This window comes from Modestobacter sp. NPDC049651 (assembly GCF_040659695.1).
Lineage (GTDB): Bacteria > Actinomycetota > Actinomycetes > Mycobacteriales > Geodermatophilaceae > Modestobacter.
This window is the reverse complement of sequence record NZ_JBFAOG010000013.1, coordinates 1-16,256: the sequence shown is the minus strand read 5'-3', so window position 1 is coordinate 16,256 and position 16,256 is coordinate 1. Positions and strand designations below refer to the sequence as shown.

Below are 16,256 nucleotides of genomic sequence, written 5' to 3'. Positions count from 1 at the left end.
CCGGACGCCTCACCACAGCGACATGGACCGCCGGAAGATGCCGGCGACGTCGTCCTCGGTGACCTCGCGCGGTGACGTGGCCAGCAGCCGCTGCTGCTTCATCGTGCCGGCCACCAGGTCGGGGACGTCGCCCTCGGTGAAGCCCACCGCGGCGATGCCGTTGGGGATGTCGATGTCGCGCATCAGCTCGGCGAGCACCGTCGGCAGCAGCTCGGCGGGGTCCGCGGGGGTGTCCGCGTCCGGGGCGAGCAGCCGGGCGGCCCGCAGGTGCCGCTCGGGCGAGGCCTCGAAGGTGAAGCGGAAGGCCTCCGGCGCGGTCAGGGCCACCGACATACCGTGCGGCACCATCGGCTCCTCGCTCGGGTAGTCCTTCGGGTGGAAGTCGCGCACCTGGCCGGCGATCGGGTAGGCGTTGGCGTGCGGGATGTGCACGCCGGCGTTGCCGAACCCCATCCCGGCGAAGGTGGCGGCCATCGCCATCTCCGCGCGCGCCCGGACGTCGTCGCCGTCCCGGACCGCGACCCGGAAGGAGCCGGCCAGCAGCGAGAGCGCCTTCTCCGACCACATGTCCGAGATGGGGTTCGCCCCGCAGTAGGGCACCCGCTTCTCCGGCGGCTTGCGCTCGAAGGTGGTGTAGCCGCGCGCGGTGTAGCTCTCCAGCGCGTGGCACAGGATGTCCATCCCGGACGCCGCGGTCACCCCGGGCGGCTGGGTGAGCGTGAGGTCCGGGTCGATGACGGCCATCGTCGGGCGCAGCCACGCGGAGCTGATCCCCGTCTTGACCCGCTGGGAGAGCACGTCGAGCACGCAGATGGTGGTGCTCTCCGACCCGGTGCCGGTGGTGGTCGGGACGGCGACCAGCGGCTTGAGCGGCTGGGTCGGGTCCTGCCCGCCGCCGACGGGTGCGTTGACGTAGTCCATGAGCTCACCGGGGTTGGTGGTGAGCAGGTTGATCGCCTTGGCCGTGTCGATGCTCGAGCCGCCGCCGACGGCGACGAACGCGTCCCACGGCCCGGTCGACCGGGCCTCGTCGACGGCCGCGGTGAGGCTCTCGTCGGTCGGCTCCACGTGCGCGCCGGCGTAGACGTGCGCCTCGATGCCGAACTGCTGCATCTGGTCGGCGACCCGCTGCGGGTGGCCGGTGGCGGCGATCCCCGGGTCGGTGACCACGAGGACCCGGTGCACGCCGTACCGGCTGAGGTCGTACCCGATCTCGTCGGAGGCACCGGTGCCGAACTTCAGCAGCGGCGCCCCGTAGGTGAAGACGGACTCGGGGTTGGCGGGCTGCACGGTGCTCATCGACGTCCCCCTCGGTCGGCGCGGGCGGCCGCCCGCGCCGGACGCTAGGACCCCGGGCAGGGGCACGGCAACCCGTCCGCGACCGCCGTCCGGGCAGCGCCCGCAGGTGATTGACAGCACAGCTGGTGCGGGCCAGGGTCCAGTCACCCGCACCCCCACCGCCGATGCTGGAGGTCCCGTGACCGACCCGACCGCCGTCCCCGACCTCGCCGACCTGCTGGCGGACGCGCCCACCAACTGGGGCAAGTGGGGGCCCGACGACGAGGTCGGCGCACTCAACTACCTCGGCCCCGAGCAGGTCCTCGCCGCGGTCCGGCTGGTCAGCTCGGGCAAGGTGTTCACGCTCCAGCGGGTGATCGGCGACCCGAAGGGCGACCCGGTCTGGCCCGGTCGCACCCCCGCCGAGCGCATCCAGGTCCTCGACGAGAGCAACTGGGACGAGGGTGGGAGCGGCCCGTCCTACCCCGGCGGCCTGCACTACGCCGACGACAAGATCGACGCCTACCTGCAGGGCTCGACGCAGTACGACGCCCTCGGCCACCTCTGGTACGGCGGGCAGATCTGGAACGGCTACGACGCCCGGACGACGGTCGGCGGGCTGGACCGGGCCAGCGTCCAGCCCATCGCCGAGCGCGGCGTCGTCGGGCGGGCCGTGCTGCTGGACATGGCGCGCTTCCGCGGCAAGGACACGCTGGACAAGGGCGAGACCTTCACCCACGAGGACCTGCTGGCGTGCGCGCAGGCGCAGGGCGTGGAGATCCGGCCGCGGGACATCCTGGTGATCCGGACCAACTTCCTGCAGCTGTTCCACGAGCAGGGCGATGCCTTCTACGAGGGGTTCAACGAGCCGGGCCTGGTCTACAGCCCCGAACTGGTGCGGTGGTTCCAGGAGATGGAGATCCCCAACCTGGTCACCGACACGATCGCCAACGAGGTGACGACCGACCCGAACAACGGGGTCGCGCTCGTGCTGCACAACGCGCTCATGCGCAACCTCGGCGTCGCGCTGACCGAGATCGCCGACCTCGAGCGGCTCGCCGCGGACTGCGCCGAGGACGGCCGGTACGACTTCCTCTACGTCGCCGCACCGCTGAACATCGCCCAGGCCGCCGGCTCGCCCGTGAACCCCGTCGTCATCAAGTAGGCCCTGCCGGCGCGAGGGGGACGCGATGAGCGGCTACGACGAGCGGCCGTGGCTGGCGCGCTACGGCGACCAGCCGGCCGACTGCACCCCCGAGTTCGGCAGCGCCCTGGAGATGTTCCGGGCCGGCGTGGCCCGAGACCCCGGCGCGGTGGCGCTGCGCTACTTCGACGGCGCGCTCACCCGGCGGTCGGCGCCGCGGTGGTGCCGGGCACCGACGTCGGCCTCGTGCTGACCACCAGCGAGCTGGAGCACCAGACCCGCGCCGACCCGCGGTTGTTCGCGGGGATCACCCGGCAGCGCAGCGAGGGCACGACCGATCTCGGCGAGTTCCTCGCCGCGCACCGGGGCGAGGTGCCGCCACCGGTCTCCCTGGGACCGGACGACGTCGCGTTCCTCACGTACACGTCGGTGACCACCGGCGTCCCCGAGGGCGCGATGAACACCCACCGCAACGTCGTCTTCACCGCCCAGGTCTACCGGGACTGGGCGCGGGCCGGCCGGGACGGGACGGCGAGCTGCCCGTTGTGCGTGCTGGTGACGGGACTCGGCCTCCTGCCCATGCCGGCGGGCAGCGCGACGCCCGGCACCGCGGTGACGCCGCCGGTGGTCGCCGGTTCGAACGCCACGCGGTCGACCGGTGATGCGTCGCAGGACGACGCGGCCCGCTTGCGGGTCCGTGTCGACGAGCTCGTCCCGTTCGGCCACCGCGACCAGCCGCAGCGCGGGTCCCTGACGCGCAGTGCATCGACCGCCGTCCCCGGGTCGCGGCACCGGCGCCGTCGGCACCCCCGCGGAGGGCTGGTGGAGCCGGGCAGGGTCAGGGCCCGGTTCCACCATCGGCACGGGTGATCGACGTCAGGTCGGCGATCAGTTGCGGAGTGTCTGCACCAGCGGACAGCTGAAGGGGTCACGGGCGGAGAGCCCGACCGCGTTGAGGTACCGGACGACGATCCCGTACGAGCCGATCAGGCTGGTCTGGGTGTAGAGCACCCCCTCCTGGCGGCAGTGCTCGCGGACCAGGGGCTGGGCGTGGCGGAGGTTCGGTCGCGGCATGCTCGGGAACAGGTGGTGCTCGATCTGGTAGTTCAGCCCGCCCATGGCCGCGTCGGTCAGCGGCCCGCCGTCGATGTTGCGCGACATGAGGACCTGACGCCGGAGGAAGTCGACCCGGGCCTCCGCGGGAACCAGCGGCATCCCCTTGTGGTTCGGCGCGAACGACCCCCCGAGCAGCAACCCGAAGACCCCGAGCTGGACGGCGAGGAACGCGGCGGCCTTCCCGGGCGGCAGGACGACCACGACCGCGGTGACCAACCCGGCCAGCCGACCGGCGACGAGGGCGAGCTCGACCCGCCGGTGCGGCAGGTCCCGGCGGCTGACCAGCTCCCGGACGCTGGCCACGTGCAGGTTGAGCCCCTCGAGGGTGAGCAGTGGGAAGAACGCCCAGCCCTGCCGTGCGGCGAACCAGGCGGCCCAGCCAGACCTGGCCGCAACTGCCGCCGGCGTGAAGGCCAGCACCCCGGGTCCGATGTCCGGGTCGCGGCCCTCCTGGTTCGGGCCGCTGTGGTGCCTGTTGTGCTTGTGCGACCACCATCCGGCGCTGAGACCGGCGAACGCGCCCGCCATCAGCCGCGCCGCCCAGTCGTTGCAGGGCGTCGAGGCGAAGATCTGCCGGTGCGCGGCGTCGTGGCCGAGGAAGCCGAACTGGGTGGTGACGACCGCGAGCACCGCTGCCACTCCCAGCTGGGACCAGGAGTTGCCCAGTGCGGCGAACAGCACGCACACGCCGGCCAACACCGCGGTCCAGACGAGGATCTGGGTCCAGTACCACCCCAGGCGGCGCTGCAGGAGACCGGCGGCGAGGACCTGGGACGACAGCTGCGTGTAGCTGCTCGTCGGGCGGGCGCGGCCAACGGGTCGACCGGGTGAGGGGTCGGTGGGCAGAGTTGCTGCATCGGACTGGGTGGTCACGTACCGACCTTCGTGGGAACCGGCGGGGGGAACCGCCGGGTCCGGGGCAGCGGCACCACCGTAGCCCGGCGTCGATCCGCTCGCAGGCCGGAGGGGTTCGGAACTCCGGCTCGACCGCTCGAGACCGCGTGCCGCACCCGATCAGTCGGGGCGTTCCCGTCGGACCGGCAGACCCTGCGCGCCGGGCCCGGGATCAGGCCGCGGCGGGGGTGACGGGGCGGCGAGCTGCCGGGGTGCCGATGCCACGCCGGAGGGGCTCGGGTGCAGCGAGCACATCGCGGTAGACCGCCTCGTAGCCGGCCACCATCGTCCGGGCGTCGAAACACGTGGCGACGTGCCGGCGGCAGGCCGCCGGGGACAGGCCGCGGGCGGTCGCGATCGCGGCCGGCAGTTCCACCGGGTCATCGCACAGCACGCCGGTCACCCCGTCGTCCACGACCTCGGGCACGGCACCGCGTCGCAGCGCCACCACCGGGGTGCCGCACGCCATGGCCTCGATCATGACCATGCCGAAGGGCTCGTCCCAGAGGATCGGGAAGACCAACACCGCAGCCCGGGCGAGGAGCTCGCGCTTGGCGGTCGCGTCCGCGACGCCGAACATCGTCACGTCGGGGCCCAGCCGTGGCTCGATGGCGCTGCGGAAGTACTCGAGTTCCACCGCTTCGGTGCACTTCCCGGCGACCACGATGGGCAGTCCGGCCGCCCGGGAGGCGTCGATGGCCAGGTGCACGCCCTTGTGGGGGTGGATGCGGCCCAGGACGGTCCCCCGCCAGGCCAGGTCCGGGGCGGCCAGCCGTTGCGCCGCGGAGATCGCGACCAGCGAGACGGTGTCGCCGAGCTGCCGGTAGTACTCCCCCGGCTCGCCGACCACCGGTCCGTGCATCGTCACGACCGTCCGCATGGACCGACCGCGGGCCAGCAGCGGACCGGCCAGCGTGTGGTCGTGCACCAGGTCGACGTCCAGTTCGGCCAGGATCCGGGCGGTGGCCGCGGTGTGCAGGACCTCGGGGAGGGGCTCCCCGAGCCGCCCGCTGGGCGGCTCGGGGTAGGAGGTCAGGTCCCGGCCGGCCCGGGTGGCGGCGGGCCCGGCGCCGATCAGGGTCACCTCGTGACCCCGGGCGACCAGGCCGTCGACCAGGTCCGCGCACACGTCCTCGACACCCCGTAGCCGTGCGGCGGCACCGTGAACCACGGCGGGGCGATCATCGCGATGCGCAGTCGGGAGACCCTGGAGGTCCGCGACCCCGCTGGTCACGCCGACCGTCAGCCGCGCACCGGCCAGGGCCAGCCGCTCGAGGGTCAGGTCGCCGAGCTCGGCGGGGAGTTCGGGTGCCAGCCACACCCGGGCGTCGGGCACCGCTGGGTCGAGTCGGAGCAGGGTGCGCAGCAGGAGCAGTGGGCTGGCCGCCGCCCACGCCTGGGGGGAGCACGAGGTCGGATAGGGGATGGGCGACTCGAACTCGGTGCGGTCGAACCCGCAGAACAGCTCCGGGAGCCGGCCGTCGAAGTGGCTGGAGGCCTCGATCAGGCCCCCGGCGATCCGCTGGGCGTGCTCGACGAACCCGTAGCGCATCAGCCCTGCGGCGAGCAGCGCGTTGTCGTGCGGCCAGACCGAGCCGTTGTGGTAGCTCATCGGGTTGTAGGCCGACATGGACGACGCCAGCGTCCGCACCCCCCACCCGGTGAACATCTCCGGCGAGAGCAGGTGCTCGGCCACCGCGGCGGCCTTGTCCTCGTCGATGATCCCGGTCCACAGGCAGTGCCCCATGTTCGACGCCAGGCTGTCGATCGGTCGCTTGTCCCGGTCCAGGCCCAGGGCGAACCACCCCCGTTCGGGCAGCCAGAAGTGCCGGTTGAACGCGGTTCGCAGGGCCTCGGCGCGCTCGGTCCAGCGACGCGCCGTGACCTCGTCGCCGGCCCGCACGGCCAGCTGCGACCGGGCGACGTAGGCCTGCGTAGGCGTAGCCCTGCACCTCCGCCAGCGCGATCGGGGTGTCGGCGATCCGGCCGTCGGCGAAGGTGACCCGTCGAAGGAGTCCTTCCACCCCTGGTTGCGCAGCCCCCGGTCGGTCGCCCGCTCGTACTCGAGGAAACCGTCCCCGTCCCGGTCGCCGTAGGACTCCATCCACTCCAGCGCCCGGTCGGCCGCGGGCAGCAGCTCGGCCACGGCCGCGGGTCGGCGCCCCAGGAGCCCGCTTCGCCCAGCAGCATCACGAACAACGGGCTGGAGTCGATGCTGCCGTAGTAGACGCTCCCGGCGGCCAGCGAGTGCGCCGAGTCCGGCCCGAAGCGCATCTCGTGCAGGATCTTGCCCGGCTCCTGGTCGCTGCGGGGCTCGACCTCGGTGCCCTGGAAGCGGGCGAGCGTGCGCAGCGTGCCCAGCGCCAGAGCGGGGTCCAGCAGCAGCGCCATCCACGCGGTGAGCAGCGAGTCGCGCCCGAACACCGTCATGAACCACGGCGCCCCGGCCGCGACGGCGACCCGGTCGGGATGCTCGGGGTCGAAGATGCGCAGCGCGCCCAGGTCCTCCTCGGTGCGTTGCAGGAGCGCGGCCAGGCCGCGGTGGCCGGTGTGCACCACCGGGTGGGCCAGCCGCCACTCACGCAGGCGTTGGGAGGGGACGGTGCGCTCCACCGGCTCGTCGCACCGGTAGCGCGAGGGCAGCTCCTCCCCGTCCAGGGTCGGCTGCACCTGCAGGCAGCTGGTCCACTCCCCCCTGGCCGGCACGACGACGTCCACGGTCAAGGTCGCGTCGGGGTGCGCCGTCCACCCGTCGGCGTGCACCCGTGCGCCACGCACGTCGCCGAACCAGGTCCGCTGGAACCGGAGTCCGGCGGCGCCGGCGTCCAGCCGGTGCTCCCCACGGGGTTGGACCCGGCTCTCCTTGACCTCGAAGAGGTCCGCGAAGTCGGCGCCGACAGTCAACGCGACCGTGCACGTGACGGGCTCGGCCGTGAGGTTCCGCAGCACCACGTCCTCCCGCATGCCATCGCCCACGTAGCGGTGCCGCAGCACCAGGAGCGTGCTGTCCGCCCGCCCCTCGCGCGGTTGGGCCCTGGCTACGAACGTGGTGGCGAAGGGCTCGGCCTCCATCGTGGCCAGCGGCTCCGGGAGTGCGTCGTCGACCAGCAGCCGCCAGCGCGACAGCAGTCGGGTGTCACGGAAGAACAGTCCGTGCGGCTGGTCGGGGTCGATGTCCCCCGTGCGACCGCACACGCAGAAACCTGCTCCCTCGACGAGGGTGACGGTCCCGCCCGGGGAACCCAGTGCCGGGGGCTCACCGGCGAACGTCCAGCCGACCGGCACGGTCAGCACCGCCCGCGGACGCGGACGGTGGCGGATGTCGTGGACACGTGCGATGCGGTGACCATGGCGGTCGTCCCCTCTTGCAGGGGCGCCGAGGCGCACCCTGCGACCGCGGACGGCGTCGGCTCGGTCGCTGACGTGCGGGGTGTCCTCGGTCCCTCGAGTGTGGCACGTCCGGAGCGGGTCCGGTCCCGCGCTGCTGACCTGAGCGCCTAAGGTCAGCGGCGGGTCCGCCATGTCGGCCCCTGCCCCGGACCCGGCAGCGAAGGTATCCACCGCTCAGGGGACGAGGCAGCGCATGGCTAGACGGTCACGGCACGGCATGCACGTGGTCCAGGCCGGCGCGGCCCCGATGGCTGAATCGGTGCCCGTGGACACCCGCCGCCTCGTCCTCAGTCTCCACCAGCGGTCCGTGGTGCTCACCATCGGCGGCATGCTGAACGCCGACACGGCAGGCCGGGTCGGCATGTTCCTGTCCATGTTCACCGGTGCGGGCGGCCCGGAACAACTGGTGCTCGATCTCTCGGCCGTCATCACGGTCGATGCCGCGGGGATGGCGCCGATCCACGACGCCGACGCGTCGATGCGCTCACGGCAAGGGGATCTGCGGCTGGCGTCGGTGTCGTCGGCGGTCGCGCGTCATCTCCTCGACGTGGACTGCGGCTCGGCACTGGTGATCGATGATGGCGATCCACGCCATGGCCGGGATTGATGCGGTCACCGGCCTGTCCGGGCGGGGCTGCCTTCCCCTGCCGGGTGCCGGGTTCTTGGGGAGCCCGGCACGGCGACACGGGGGTGCCGTGACGGCGCACGGGCCCTGATCGGCACGGTAGGGCCCCTGGGGCTACCGTGGAGGGCGGAGCGTTCGTCCAGCTCATCTGGTGGCCCCGGACCCGGCGACCTCACCTCCCTGGGGAGTCGGTCGTGCCCGCCTCATCAACCGTTGCTCTTGATCATGTTGCGGTTCCGCTCCTCGACGTGCGCCGATCTGCTGCCGACACCGAGGGTGCCTCGCCGGACCCGGACGTCGAGGTGCTCGTCCGCGCCGCACTGCCGTCGTCCCTGAGTGCCACGGCGGCACCCCTGCGGGCGAGGTCGGATCCGCACGTGCTCGCCAGCATCCGTCGCCGGCACGTGCGCCTGGCGCTGGTGTTCGTCGTCCGCCGGGCCGAACGAGGCTCCGCTTCGAGTCACGCGGCCCTGTCCCGTCGGCGTGCGCCGGCCCGCTGGTGAAGGACCACCCGCGCGCTCCGAAACCCGATCCGTGGGCGTGCCGGCACGAGTGGCGCGTGCCCGCCGTGCCGAGCTCGCTGCCCACCCTGCGTCGGGAGCTCAGCGCACTCCTGCGCACGAGCCGGCTGTCCGAGGACGAGTCCTACGACCTGCTCCTGTCGGTGTTCGAAGCCGCCGGCATCGCCCTGGAACACGCGCAGGCGCCGCGCGAGGCGGCGTTCCTCGACATCGTCGCCTGGGTCGACGAGGCGACGGTGACGGAGCACGGACGCTCGCTCGCGCCCACGGCGGGCGGCTTCCGCGGCCGTGGCCTGCAGATGATGCACGCGTTGACCGACACCAGCGTGGCGACGGGTGGCGACGGCACCACGGTCACGATCCGGGGAACCCAGCGCCCCCCAACCGGTCGAGCGGGCAGGGCGGGCGTCCCGGGTCAGGCACCACGCACCGGAGAGAGGTGAGCGCAACGCCCACCCAGGTGACCGAGATCCTCGCCGCGCTGCTGTCCGACCACGACCGCGGCGGCCTTCCGCTGCCGGCAGGGCTGGTGGCCTTGTGCGCTCGGTCGCTCGCGGTGGGCGGTGTGGGCATGGCCCTGATGACCGATGCCGGGCCGGCCGGGACCCTGGCCGCGTCCGACGCCCGGGCACGCACGTTGGAGGACCTGCAGTTCTCCCTCGGGGAAGGACCCTGCGTCGACGCCTCGCAGGGCGGCCGACCGGTCCTCCAACCCGATCTTGCGCAGACAGGAGGGCGACGCTGGCCGGTCTTCGCCGCCGCGGCGGCAGACGCCGGCCTGGCCGCCGTCTTCGCGTTCCCGCTGCGAGTGGGCGGGATCCGCCTCGGTGTGCTGGACCTGTACCGGACGACGGCGGGCGTCCTCGCCGCGGACGAGCTGGGCCTCGCGCTGTCGTTCGCCGATGCGGCCACGGCCGTGCTGCTGCACCTGCAGGCCCGCGCCGCCGGCCGCGGTCCGCCGCTGGGCTCCCTGGCCGTGCTCGACGACCACGCCGAGGTGCACCAGGCGACCGGGGTGGTTTCGGTCCAGGCGGGCGTGCCCCTCCAGGAGGCGCTGCTGCTGCTCCGGGCCCGGGCCTACGCCGAGCAACGTCCCATCGACGCACTGGCCCGGGACGTGCTGAGCGGGGTGGTCGACTTCGACGACGACGTCGAGGGTGGATGACGAGCAGCTCGCCGCCCCAGCCGGCAACCGCGGACCGATCGGAGGAGGAGCGACGTGGAACGAGAACAACGCCTGGTGCACGTCTTCGTGGAGCTGGCCGACACCCTGATCGAGGAGTTCGACGTCGTCGACTTCCTGCACACCCTCGCCGAGCGCTGTGTCGAGCTCGTCGACGCCGACGCGGCCGGTCTCATGCTGGACGACCAACGCGGCACCCTGCAGCCGGTCGCCTACACCGATGAGTCCGCCCGGCTCCTGGAGCTCTTCGAGCTCCAGCGGGGCGAGGGACCCTGCCTCGACTGCTTCGCCACCGGTCAACGCATCACCGACATCGACCTCGCCCTGACCACCGACCGCTGGCCGCAGTTCGCCACGGCAGCGCGAGACCTCGGGTTCGCGAGCTCGCACGCGCTGCCCCTCCGGTTGCGCAGTCAGGTGATCGGGGCGCTCAACCTGTTCTCCACCCGGCCGGCCCCGCTGAGCGCGGACCATCTCGCCGTCGCCCAGGGGCTGGCCGACATCGCCACCATCGGTCTGCTGCACGAGCGGGCAGCACGCGACCAGCTCGCGTTGTCGGAGCAGCTGCAGAGCGCCCTGCAGAGCCGGATCCTGATCGAGCAGGCCAAGGGTGTGCTGTCCGAGCGCGCCGGGACGAGCGTGGAAGAGGCCTTCCGCCTGATGCGCACCCACGCCAGGCGCAGCGGGAGCCTGCTCACGACCATCGCCTCCGGCATCGTCACCGGCTCCCTCGATGCCGCTGCGCTGCAGCGGGGGACACGCTCCGGCGGGGACTGAGCTGTCGGCGACCATGACGGGGCCGGTGCGGGTGACGGCGCCCGGCCCGCGGCCGTCGGCCGGCTCCTGAGGAGCGACTGCCACGTCGACGTTGCCGCGACCGGCCAGCAGGCGAGGACGGCTCCGCCGACGCCCACGACCAGGCCGGCCCGGCCGCTCCTGAGGTGGTCGCACCGTGCCGAGACGCGTCAGAGGCCGTTCCCGGTGCCCCGGAAACGGCCTCTGACCTGCTTTGTCCCTGACCTGCTCTGTCGGGCTGACAGGATTTGAACCTGCGACCCCTTGACCCCCAGTCAAGTGCGCTACCAAGCTGCGCTACAGCCCGAGCTCCGGGGGGCTGGGCCCCTCGATCGCTGCTGGAGCAGGTTACCCCACCGGGGATCGCCACCCCGTCGCGGGGTCAGCCCTTGCGGTCGCGCGCCTTCGAGTCCCGGACCTTAATCGAGATGTCCAGCGGCGTGCCCTCGAAGCCGAACCGCTCGCGCAGCTTGCGCTCCAGGAAGCGCCGGTAGCCGGCCTCGAGGAACCCGGTCGAGAACACCACGAACCGGGGCGGGCGGACGTCCGCCTGGGTCACGTACTTGATCTTCGGAGCGCGGCCGCCGCGGGCCGGCGGCGGCGTGGCCTGCACCAGCTCGCGCACGTAGGCGTTGAGCTCCGCGGTGGGCACCCGGGTCTCCCAGGACGCCAGCGCGGCACGCAGGTGGTCGGCCAGCTTGCCGACGCCGCGGCCGGACTGCGCGGAGATGTTCACCCGGGTGGCCCACTTGACCCGGGCCAGGTCGCGGTCGATCTCCTTCTCCAGCTGGGCGTGCCGGTCCTCGTCGAGCAGGTCCCACTTGTTGAACGCGATGACCATCGCCCGGCCGGCCTCGATCACCTGGGTGATCACCCGCTGGTCCTGCTCGCTGATCACCTCGTCGGCGGCGAGCAGCACGACGGCGACCTCCGCGGCCTCGATCGCGGCCTCGGTGCGCAGGCTGGCGTAGTACTCGGTGCCGCTGGCGGTGTTCACCTTCCGGCGCAGGCCGGCGGTGTCGACGAACCGCCACTCCTCGCCGCCCAGGGTGACGATCGAGTCCACCGGGTCGACGGTGGTGCCGGCCACCGAGTCGACGACCGAGCGCTCCTCCTTCGACAGCCGGTTGATCAGGCTGGACTTGCCGACGTTCGGCCGGCCGACCAGCGCCACCCGGCGCGGGCCGCCCTCCTCCTCGGTCTCGCGCGGCGCCTCGGGCAGCGCATCGAGGATCACGTCGAGCAGGTCACCGGAGCCGCGCCCGTGCAGGGCGCTGACCGACTGCGGCTCCCCCAGCCCCAGCCGCCAGAGCTCGGCCGCGCTGGCCTCGGAGCGCTCGTCGTCCACCTTGTTGGCGACGACGATGACCGGGCGGTCGGCGCGCCGGAGCACCCGCGCGGCGGCCAGGTCGGTGTCGGTGACCCCGACCGAGGCGTCGACGACGAGCACGACCACGTCGGCGGTGTCCATGGCGTACTCGGCCTGCCGGGCGATGGAGGCGGCCATCCCCTTGGCCTTGGGCTCCCAGCCGCCCGTGTCGACGACGGTGAAGCTCTTGCCGTTCCACAGCGCCTGGTAGGAGATGCGGTCCCGGGTCACGCCCGGGACGTCCTGGACGACGGCGGCGCGCCGGCCGAGGATGCGGTTCACCAGCGTCGACTTCCCGACGTTGGGGCGCCCCACGACGGCGACGACCGGGAGCGGCCCGGTCTGCTCGGTGGACTGGATGTCGGTCATGCCGGTTCTCCCACTGCTGCGCGGGCCAGGTCGAGCACACGCTCGACCACGGCCTCCTGGTCCAGCCCGGTGCTGTCGACGACCACGGCGTCGGCGGCGGGGCGCAGCGGGCTGTCCTCCCGGCTGCTGTCGTACTCGTCGCGGCGCCGCAGGTCGGCGGCGATCTCCGCGATCCGGGCGGGGTCGGTGACCCCGAGCTGCCCGGCCCGCCGCTGCGCCCGGGTCTCCGGGGCGGCGGTCAGGTAGATCTTCACCGTCGCGTCCGGCAGCACCACGGTGCCGATGTCACGACCCTCGACGACCACCGCGTCGGCGGCCGCCACCAGATGGCGCTGCCGGTCCACGAGCAGCCGGCGCACGGCCGGCACGGCGGACACCGGCGACACCGCGCGGGTGACCTCGGTGCCGCGGATCCGCTCGGCGACGTCCACGCCGTCGACGGTGACCACCTCGGCGGCGGCCGACGTCCCGACCTGGATGTCGGCCCGGGCGACGGCGCGCTCGATGGCCGCCGGGTCGCCCAGGTCGGCACCGGCGTCGAGCACGGCGACGGTGGCGGCGCGGTACATGGCGCCGGTGTCCAGGTAGGCCGCGCCCAGCCGGGTGGCCACCCCGCGGGCGACGCTGCTCTTGCCGGTGCCCGACGGTCCGTCGAGGGTCACCTGGCCCGTGAACCCGCTCACTGGGCGATGTCCCGTCGCAGGGCCACCGCGCCGCGCAGGTACACGTGGCTGATGTCGGTCCGTTCCCGCGGGGTCTCGACGTGCGCCATCAGCCGCAGCACGCGGGGCAGCGCGTGCGGGACGGCGATCTCCGTCGCGCACATCAGCGGGACGTCGCCGAGCCCCAGCTCGCGGGCGGCGAGCGCCGGGAACTCCGACACCAGGTCCGGGGTGGCGGTGAACAGGATGCTGATCAGGTCGGCGGAGGTGAGGGCGTTGCGCTCCATCACCTCGGTCACCAGCTCCCGGGTGGCCGACAGGACCTCGTCCCGGTCGTCGGCGGACACCTGGGTGGCGCCGCGGATGGCACGCACGGCCACTGGACTCTCCTCGCTCGATCTCGGCACACGGGTCGCCGTGCACCTCGGACGAGTCTACGGAGCGCGTGCCACTCCCCCGCCGCGGCGGCGGGGTGGCCGTCCGGCCGGCCGGGGCGCGGGGCCCCGGCCGGCCGGACGGGTCTCCTCAGGCGGGGAGCCGCTCGCCGTCGGTGGTGCGGAACAGGTGCAGGTGGCCCACCCGCGGGGTGACGTGGATGGTGTCGCCCTTGAGCGGGGGGCGCCGGCCGTCGACGCGGGTGATGACCTGGTGCTCGCCGTCGCCGAGCTTGCTGCGGCCGTAGACGTAGGCGTCGGCGCCGAGCTCCTCGACCACGTCCACCTCGATCGGCACACCGGTCTCGGAGACGTCGAGGTCCTCGGGGCGCACGCCCAGGGTGACCCGCGGCGCCTCGGCGGCGCCCAGCGCCTCCCGCGAGACCGGGACGACCTGGTCACCGAGCAGCACGCCACCGTCGGCGACGGGCAGCTCGAACAGGTTCATCGCCGGGGAGCCGATGAAGCCGGCGACGAAGACGTTCGCCGGGCGGTCGTACAGCTCGCGCGGCGAGCCGACCTGCATGAGGTTGCCGTCCTTGAGCACCGCGACCCGGTCGCCCATGGTCATGGCCTCGACCTGGTCGTGGGTGACGTAGACGGTGGTGATGCCCAGCCGGCGCTGCAGCTGGGCGATCTGGGTGCGGGTCGAGACGCGCAGCTTGGCGTCGAGGTTCGACAGCGGCTCGTCCATCAGGAAGACCTGCGGCTTGCGCACGATCGCCCGGCCCATGGCCACGCGCTGGCGCTGGCCACCGGACAGCGCCTTCGGCTTGCGCTCCAGGTAGGGCTCGAGGTCCAGCAGCTTCGCGGCCTCGCGGACCCGGCTGGCGATCTCCTCCTTGGGGGTGCCGGCCATCTTCAGCGCGAAGCCCATGTTGTCGGCGACCGACATGTGCGGGTAGAGCGCGTAGTTCTGGAACACCATCGCGATGTCCCGGTCCTTGGCGGCGACGTCGGTGACGTCACGCCCACCGATGAGGATGCGCCCCTCGTCGATGTCCTCCAGCCCGGCGAGCATCCGCAGCGAGGTCGACTTCCCGCAGCCGGACGGGCCGACCAGGACGAGGAACTCGCCGTCGGCGATCTCCAGCTGCAGCTCGTTGACCGCGTTGCGGTCGGCACCCGGGTAGTGCCGGGTGGCGTGGTCGAAGGTGACGGTGGCCATGGTGTCCTCCTACCGGCAGGAACGTGCCGGACGATCCGAGTGGGTGGTGCACTGGACGTTCTGCCGCCTCGTCGCGGCGGCCCTGCTCACACGCGTTCGGCCGTCATCTCCCGGACCTCCGCGTACCGCTCCCGCACCGACGGCACGGGAGACGCTTCGTAGACCTCGGTGCCGGGCACCGGCCACGCCGGTGCGTCGGCGGAGGGGTCGGACTGGCGGCGCAGGACCCAGGCGGCCTGCCGGGCGGCGCCGTTGGCGACGTACTCCCCCGGCGGCGGCACCAGCACCGGCACGCCCAGGACGGCGGGCGCCAGCCGGCGCACCGCCTCCGACGCCGCGCCACCACCGACGAGGAACACCCGGCGCACCGGGGTGCCCCCGGCGGCCACGGCGTCCAGCCCGTCGGCGAGGCCGCACAGCAGCCCCTCGACGGCGGCGCGGGCCAGGTGCGCGGGGTCGGCGGTGGTGAGGGTGAGGCCGTGCAGCGCGCCGGTCGACGTGGGCCGGTCCGGGGTGCGCTCGCCCTCGAGGTAGGGCACCAGCGCGAGGCCACCCGCACCGGCCGGCGCGGTGAGCGCCAGCCGGGAGAGCTCCGCGTGGTCGACGCCGAGCAGCCGGGCGGTGGCGTCCAGCACCCGGGCGGCGTTGAGGGTGGCGATCAGCGGCAGGAAGTTGCCGGTCGCGTCGGCGAAGCCGGCCACCGTGCCCGTGGGGTCCGCGGTCGGGGTGGTGGAGACGATGGAGACCACGCCGGAGGTGCCGATCGACAGCACCACGTCGCCGGGCTCGGCGGCCAGGCCGAGGGCGGCCGCGGCGTTGTCGCCGGTGCCCGGGCCCAGCAGCGCGCCGGTGCCGGTGCCGTCCCAGCCGACGGTGCCGGCCTGCTCGGCGGGGCCCAGCACGCGCGGGACGACGGGCGTACTGCCCAGCGCCCGCTCCAGCAGGTCGGTGCGGTACTCGCCGGTCGCCGCCGACCAGTAGCCGGTGCCGCTGGCGTCACCGCGGTCGGTCACCAGCGCGTCGAGGCCCGGGGAGCCGGCGAGCCGCCAGGTCAGCCAGTCGTGCGGCAGGGCGACCGCGGCGGTGCGCGCGGCGTTCTCCGGTTCGTGCTGCGCCAGCCAGCGCAGCTTGGTGACGGTGAAGGACGCCACGGGCACCAGGCCCACGGCGTCCGCCCAGGCCTGCCGGCCGGCCGCCGCCCCACCGCCGCGCTCGTTGCCGAGCTCGGCGATCAGGTCGGTGGCCGCGCCGGCGGACCGGGTGTCGTTCCAGAGCAGGGCGGGACGGACGACCTGGCCGGCCTCGTCG

At 73.5% G+C, this 16,256-nt stretch carries 15 protein-coding genes, 1 tRNA gene and 1 pseudogene; 7 read left to right on the top strand and 10 right to left on the bottom strand.

Annotated features, from left to right (window positions below):
• Positions 1 to 9: 9 nt before the first annotated feature.
• Positions 10 to 1,299, bottom strand: a complete 1,290-nt coding sequence (locus AB0J00_RS16630) for a hydroxyacid-oxoacid transhydrogenase (protein WP_357746618.1) — start codon at positions 1,297 to 1,299, stop codon at positions 10 to 12.
• Between the two features lie 178 nt (positions 1,300 to 1,477).
• Between AB0J00_RS16630 and AB0J00_RS16625 the strand changes: the two genes are divergently transcribed.
• The 3 genes from AB0J00_RS16625 to AB0J00_RS16615 are packed head-to-tail and all read left to right on the top strand — an operon-like array spanning position 1,478 to position 3,292.
• A complete protein-coding gene (locus AB0J00_RS16625) occupies positions 1,478 to 2,443 on the top strand; it encodes a cyclase family protein (protein WP_357746615.1) in 966 nt (321 codons plus the stop codon).
• A 25-nt stretch (positions 2,444 to 2,468) separates the two neighbouring features.
• The gene (locus AB0J00_RS16620) at positions 2,469 to 2,675 is read left to right on the top strand and encodes a hypothetical protein (RefSeq protein WP_357746612.1); all 207 of its coding nucleotides are present in this window, start codon (positions 2,469 to 2,471) and stop codon (positions 2,673 to 2,675) included.
• Entirely contained in the window at positions 2,669 to 3,292 is a 624-nt protein-coding gene (locus AB0J00_RS16615; protein ID WP_357746609.1) for an AMP-binding protein, read from the top strand. Before AB0J00_RS16620 ends, AB0J00_RS16615 begins: the two co-directional genes overlap by 7 nt.
• 18 nt (positions 3,293 to 3,310) lie before the next feature.
• On the opposite strand, the gene AB0J00_RS16610 is transcribed toward AB0J00_RS16615, so the two are convergent.
• From AB0J00_RS16610 to AB0J00_RS16600, 3 genes and pseudogenes are all read right to left on the bottom strand, one after another.
• Complete coding sequence (locus AB0J00_RS16610) at positions 3,311 to 4,411, bottom strand: acyl-CoA desaturase (protein ID WP_357746607.1); 1,101 nt, start codon at positions 4,409 to 4,411, stop codon at positions 3,311 to 3,313.
• 193 nt (positions 4,412 to 4,604) lie between these two features.
• Positions 4,605 to 6,578: a glycosyltransferase gene (locus AB0J00_RS16605; RefSeq protein ID WP_357746605.1), complete on the bottom strand. Its 1,974-nt coding sequence runs from the start codon at positions 6,576 to 6,578 to the stop codon at positions 4,605 to 4,607.
• A 539-nt stretch (positions 6,579 to 7,117) separates the two neighbouring features.
• A pseudogene (locus AB0J00_RS16600) lies at positions 7,118 to 7,954 on the bottom strand (glycogen debranching N-terminal domain-containing protein); the annotation flags it as partial.
• An 85-nt stretch (positions 7,955 to 8,039) separates the two neighbouring features.
• Between AB0J00_RS16600 and AB0J00_RS16595 the strand changes: the two are divergent.
• The 4 genes from AB0J00_RS16595 (at position 8,040) to AB0J00_RS16580 (ending at position 10,928) form a co-directional block, all read left to right on the top strand.
• A complete protein-coding gene (locus tag AB0J00_RS16595; protein ID WP_357746602.1) occupies positions 8,040 to 8,429 on the top strand; it encodes an STAS domain-containing protein in 390 nt (129 codons plus the stop codon).
• Between the two features lie 577 nt (positions 8,430 to 9,006).
• Positions 9,007 to 9,411 carry an ATP-binding protein gene (locus AB0J00_RS16590; RefSeq protein ID WP_357746599.1) on the top strand — a complete coding sequence of 135 codons (405 nt, stop codon included), beginning with the start codon at positions 9,007 to 9,009 and terminating at the stop codon, positions 9,409 to 9,411.
• A complete protein-coding gene (locus AB0J00_RS16585) occupies positions 9,408 to 10,133 on the top strand; it encodes a GAF and ANTAR domain-containing protein (RefSeq protein ID WP_357746596.1) in 726 nt (241 codons plus the stop codon). The genes AB0J00_RS16590 and AB0J00_RS16585 overlap by 4 nt, the downstream gene beginning before the upstream one ends.
• An 87-nt stretch (positions 10,134 to 10,220) precedes the next feature.
• Complete coding sequence (locus tag AB0J00_RS16580) at positions 10,221 to 10,928, top strand: GAF and ANTAR domain-containing protein (protein ID WP_357746594.1); 708 nt, start codon at positions 10,221 to 10,223, stop codon at positions 10,926 to 10,928.
• 251 nt (positions 10,929 to 11,179) lie between these two features.
• Here AB0J00_RS16580 and AB0J00_RS16575 read toward each other — a convergent pair.
• The 6 genes from AB0J00_RS16575 to AB0J00_RS16550 all read right to left on the bottom strand — a co-directional run.
• Positions 11,180 to 11,253 (bottom strand) — tRNA-Pro (locus tag AB0J00_RS16575).
• Positions 11,254 to 11,328: 75 nt separating this feature from the next.
• Positions 11,329 to 12,684 carry a ribosome biogenesis GTPase Der gene (gene der, locus AB0J00_RS16570; protein WP_357746591.1) on the bottom strand — a complete coding sequence of 452 codons (1,356 nt, stop codon included), beginning with the start codon at positions 12,682 to 12,684 and terminating at the stop codon, positions 11,329 to 11,331.
• Positions 12,681 to 13,367: a (d)CMP kinase gene (gene cmk, locus AB0J00_RS16565; protein WP_357746589.1), complete on the bottom strand. Its 687-nt coding sequence runs from the start codon at positions 13,365 to 13,367 to the stop codon at positions 12,681 to 12,683. Before cmk ends, der begins: the two co-directional genes overlap by 4 nt.
• A complete protein-coding gene (aroH, locus tag AB0J00_RS16560) occupies positions 13,364 to 13,726 on the bottom strand; it encodes a chorismate mutase (RefSeq protein WP_357746586.1) in 363 nt (120 codons plus the stop codon). The genes cmk and aroH overlap by 4 nt, the downstream gene beginning before the upstream one ends.
• 145 nt (positions 13,727 to 13,871) lie before the next feature.
• Positions 13,872 to 14,948: a sn-glycerol-3-phosphate ABC transporter ATP-binding protein UgpC gene (gene ugpC / locus AB0J00_RS16555; RefSeq protein ID WP_357746583.1), complete on the bottom strand. Its 1,077-nt coding sequence runs from the start codon at positions 14,946 to 14,948 to the stop codon at positions 13,872 to 13,874.
• 86 nt (positions 14,949 to 15,034) lie between these two features.
• Positions 15,035 to 16,256: FGGY-family carbohydrate kinase (locus AB0J00_RS16550; protein ID WP_357746581.1), on the bottom strand; the 1,222-nt coding region annotated here is incomplete at its 5' end.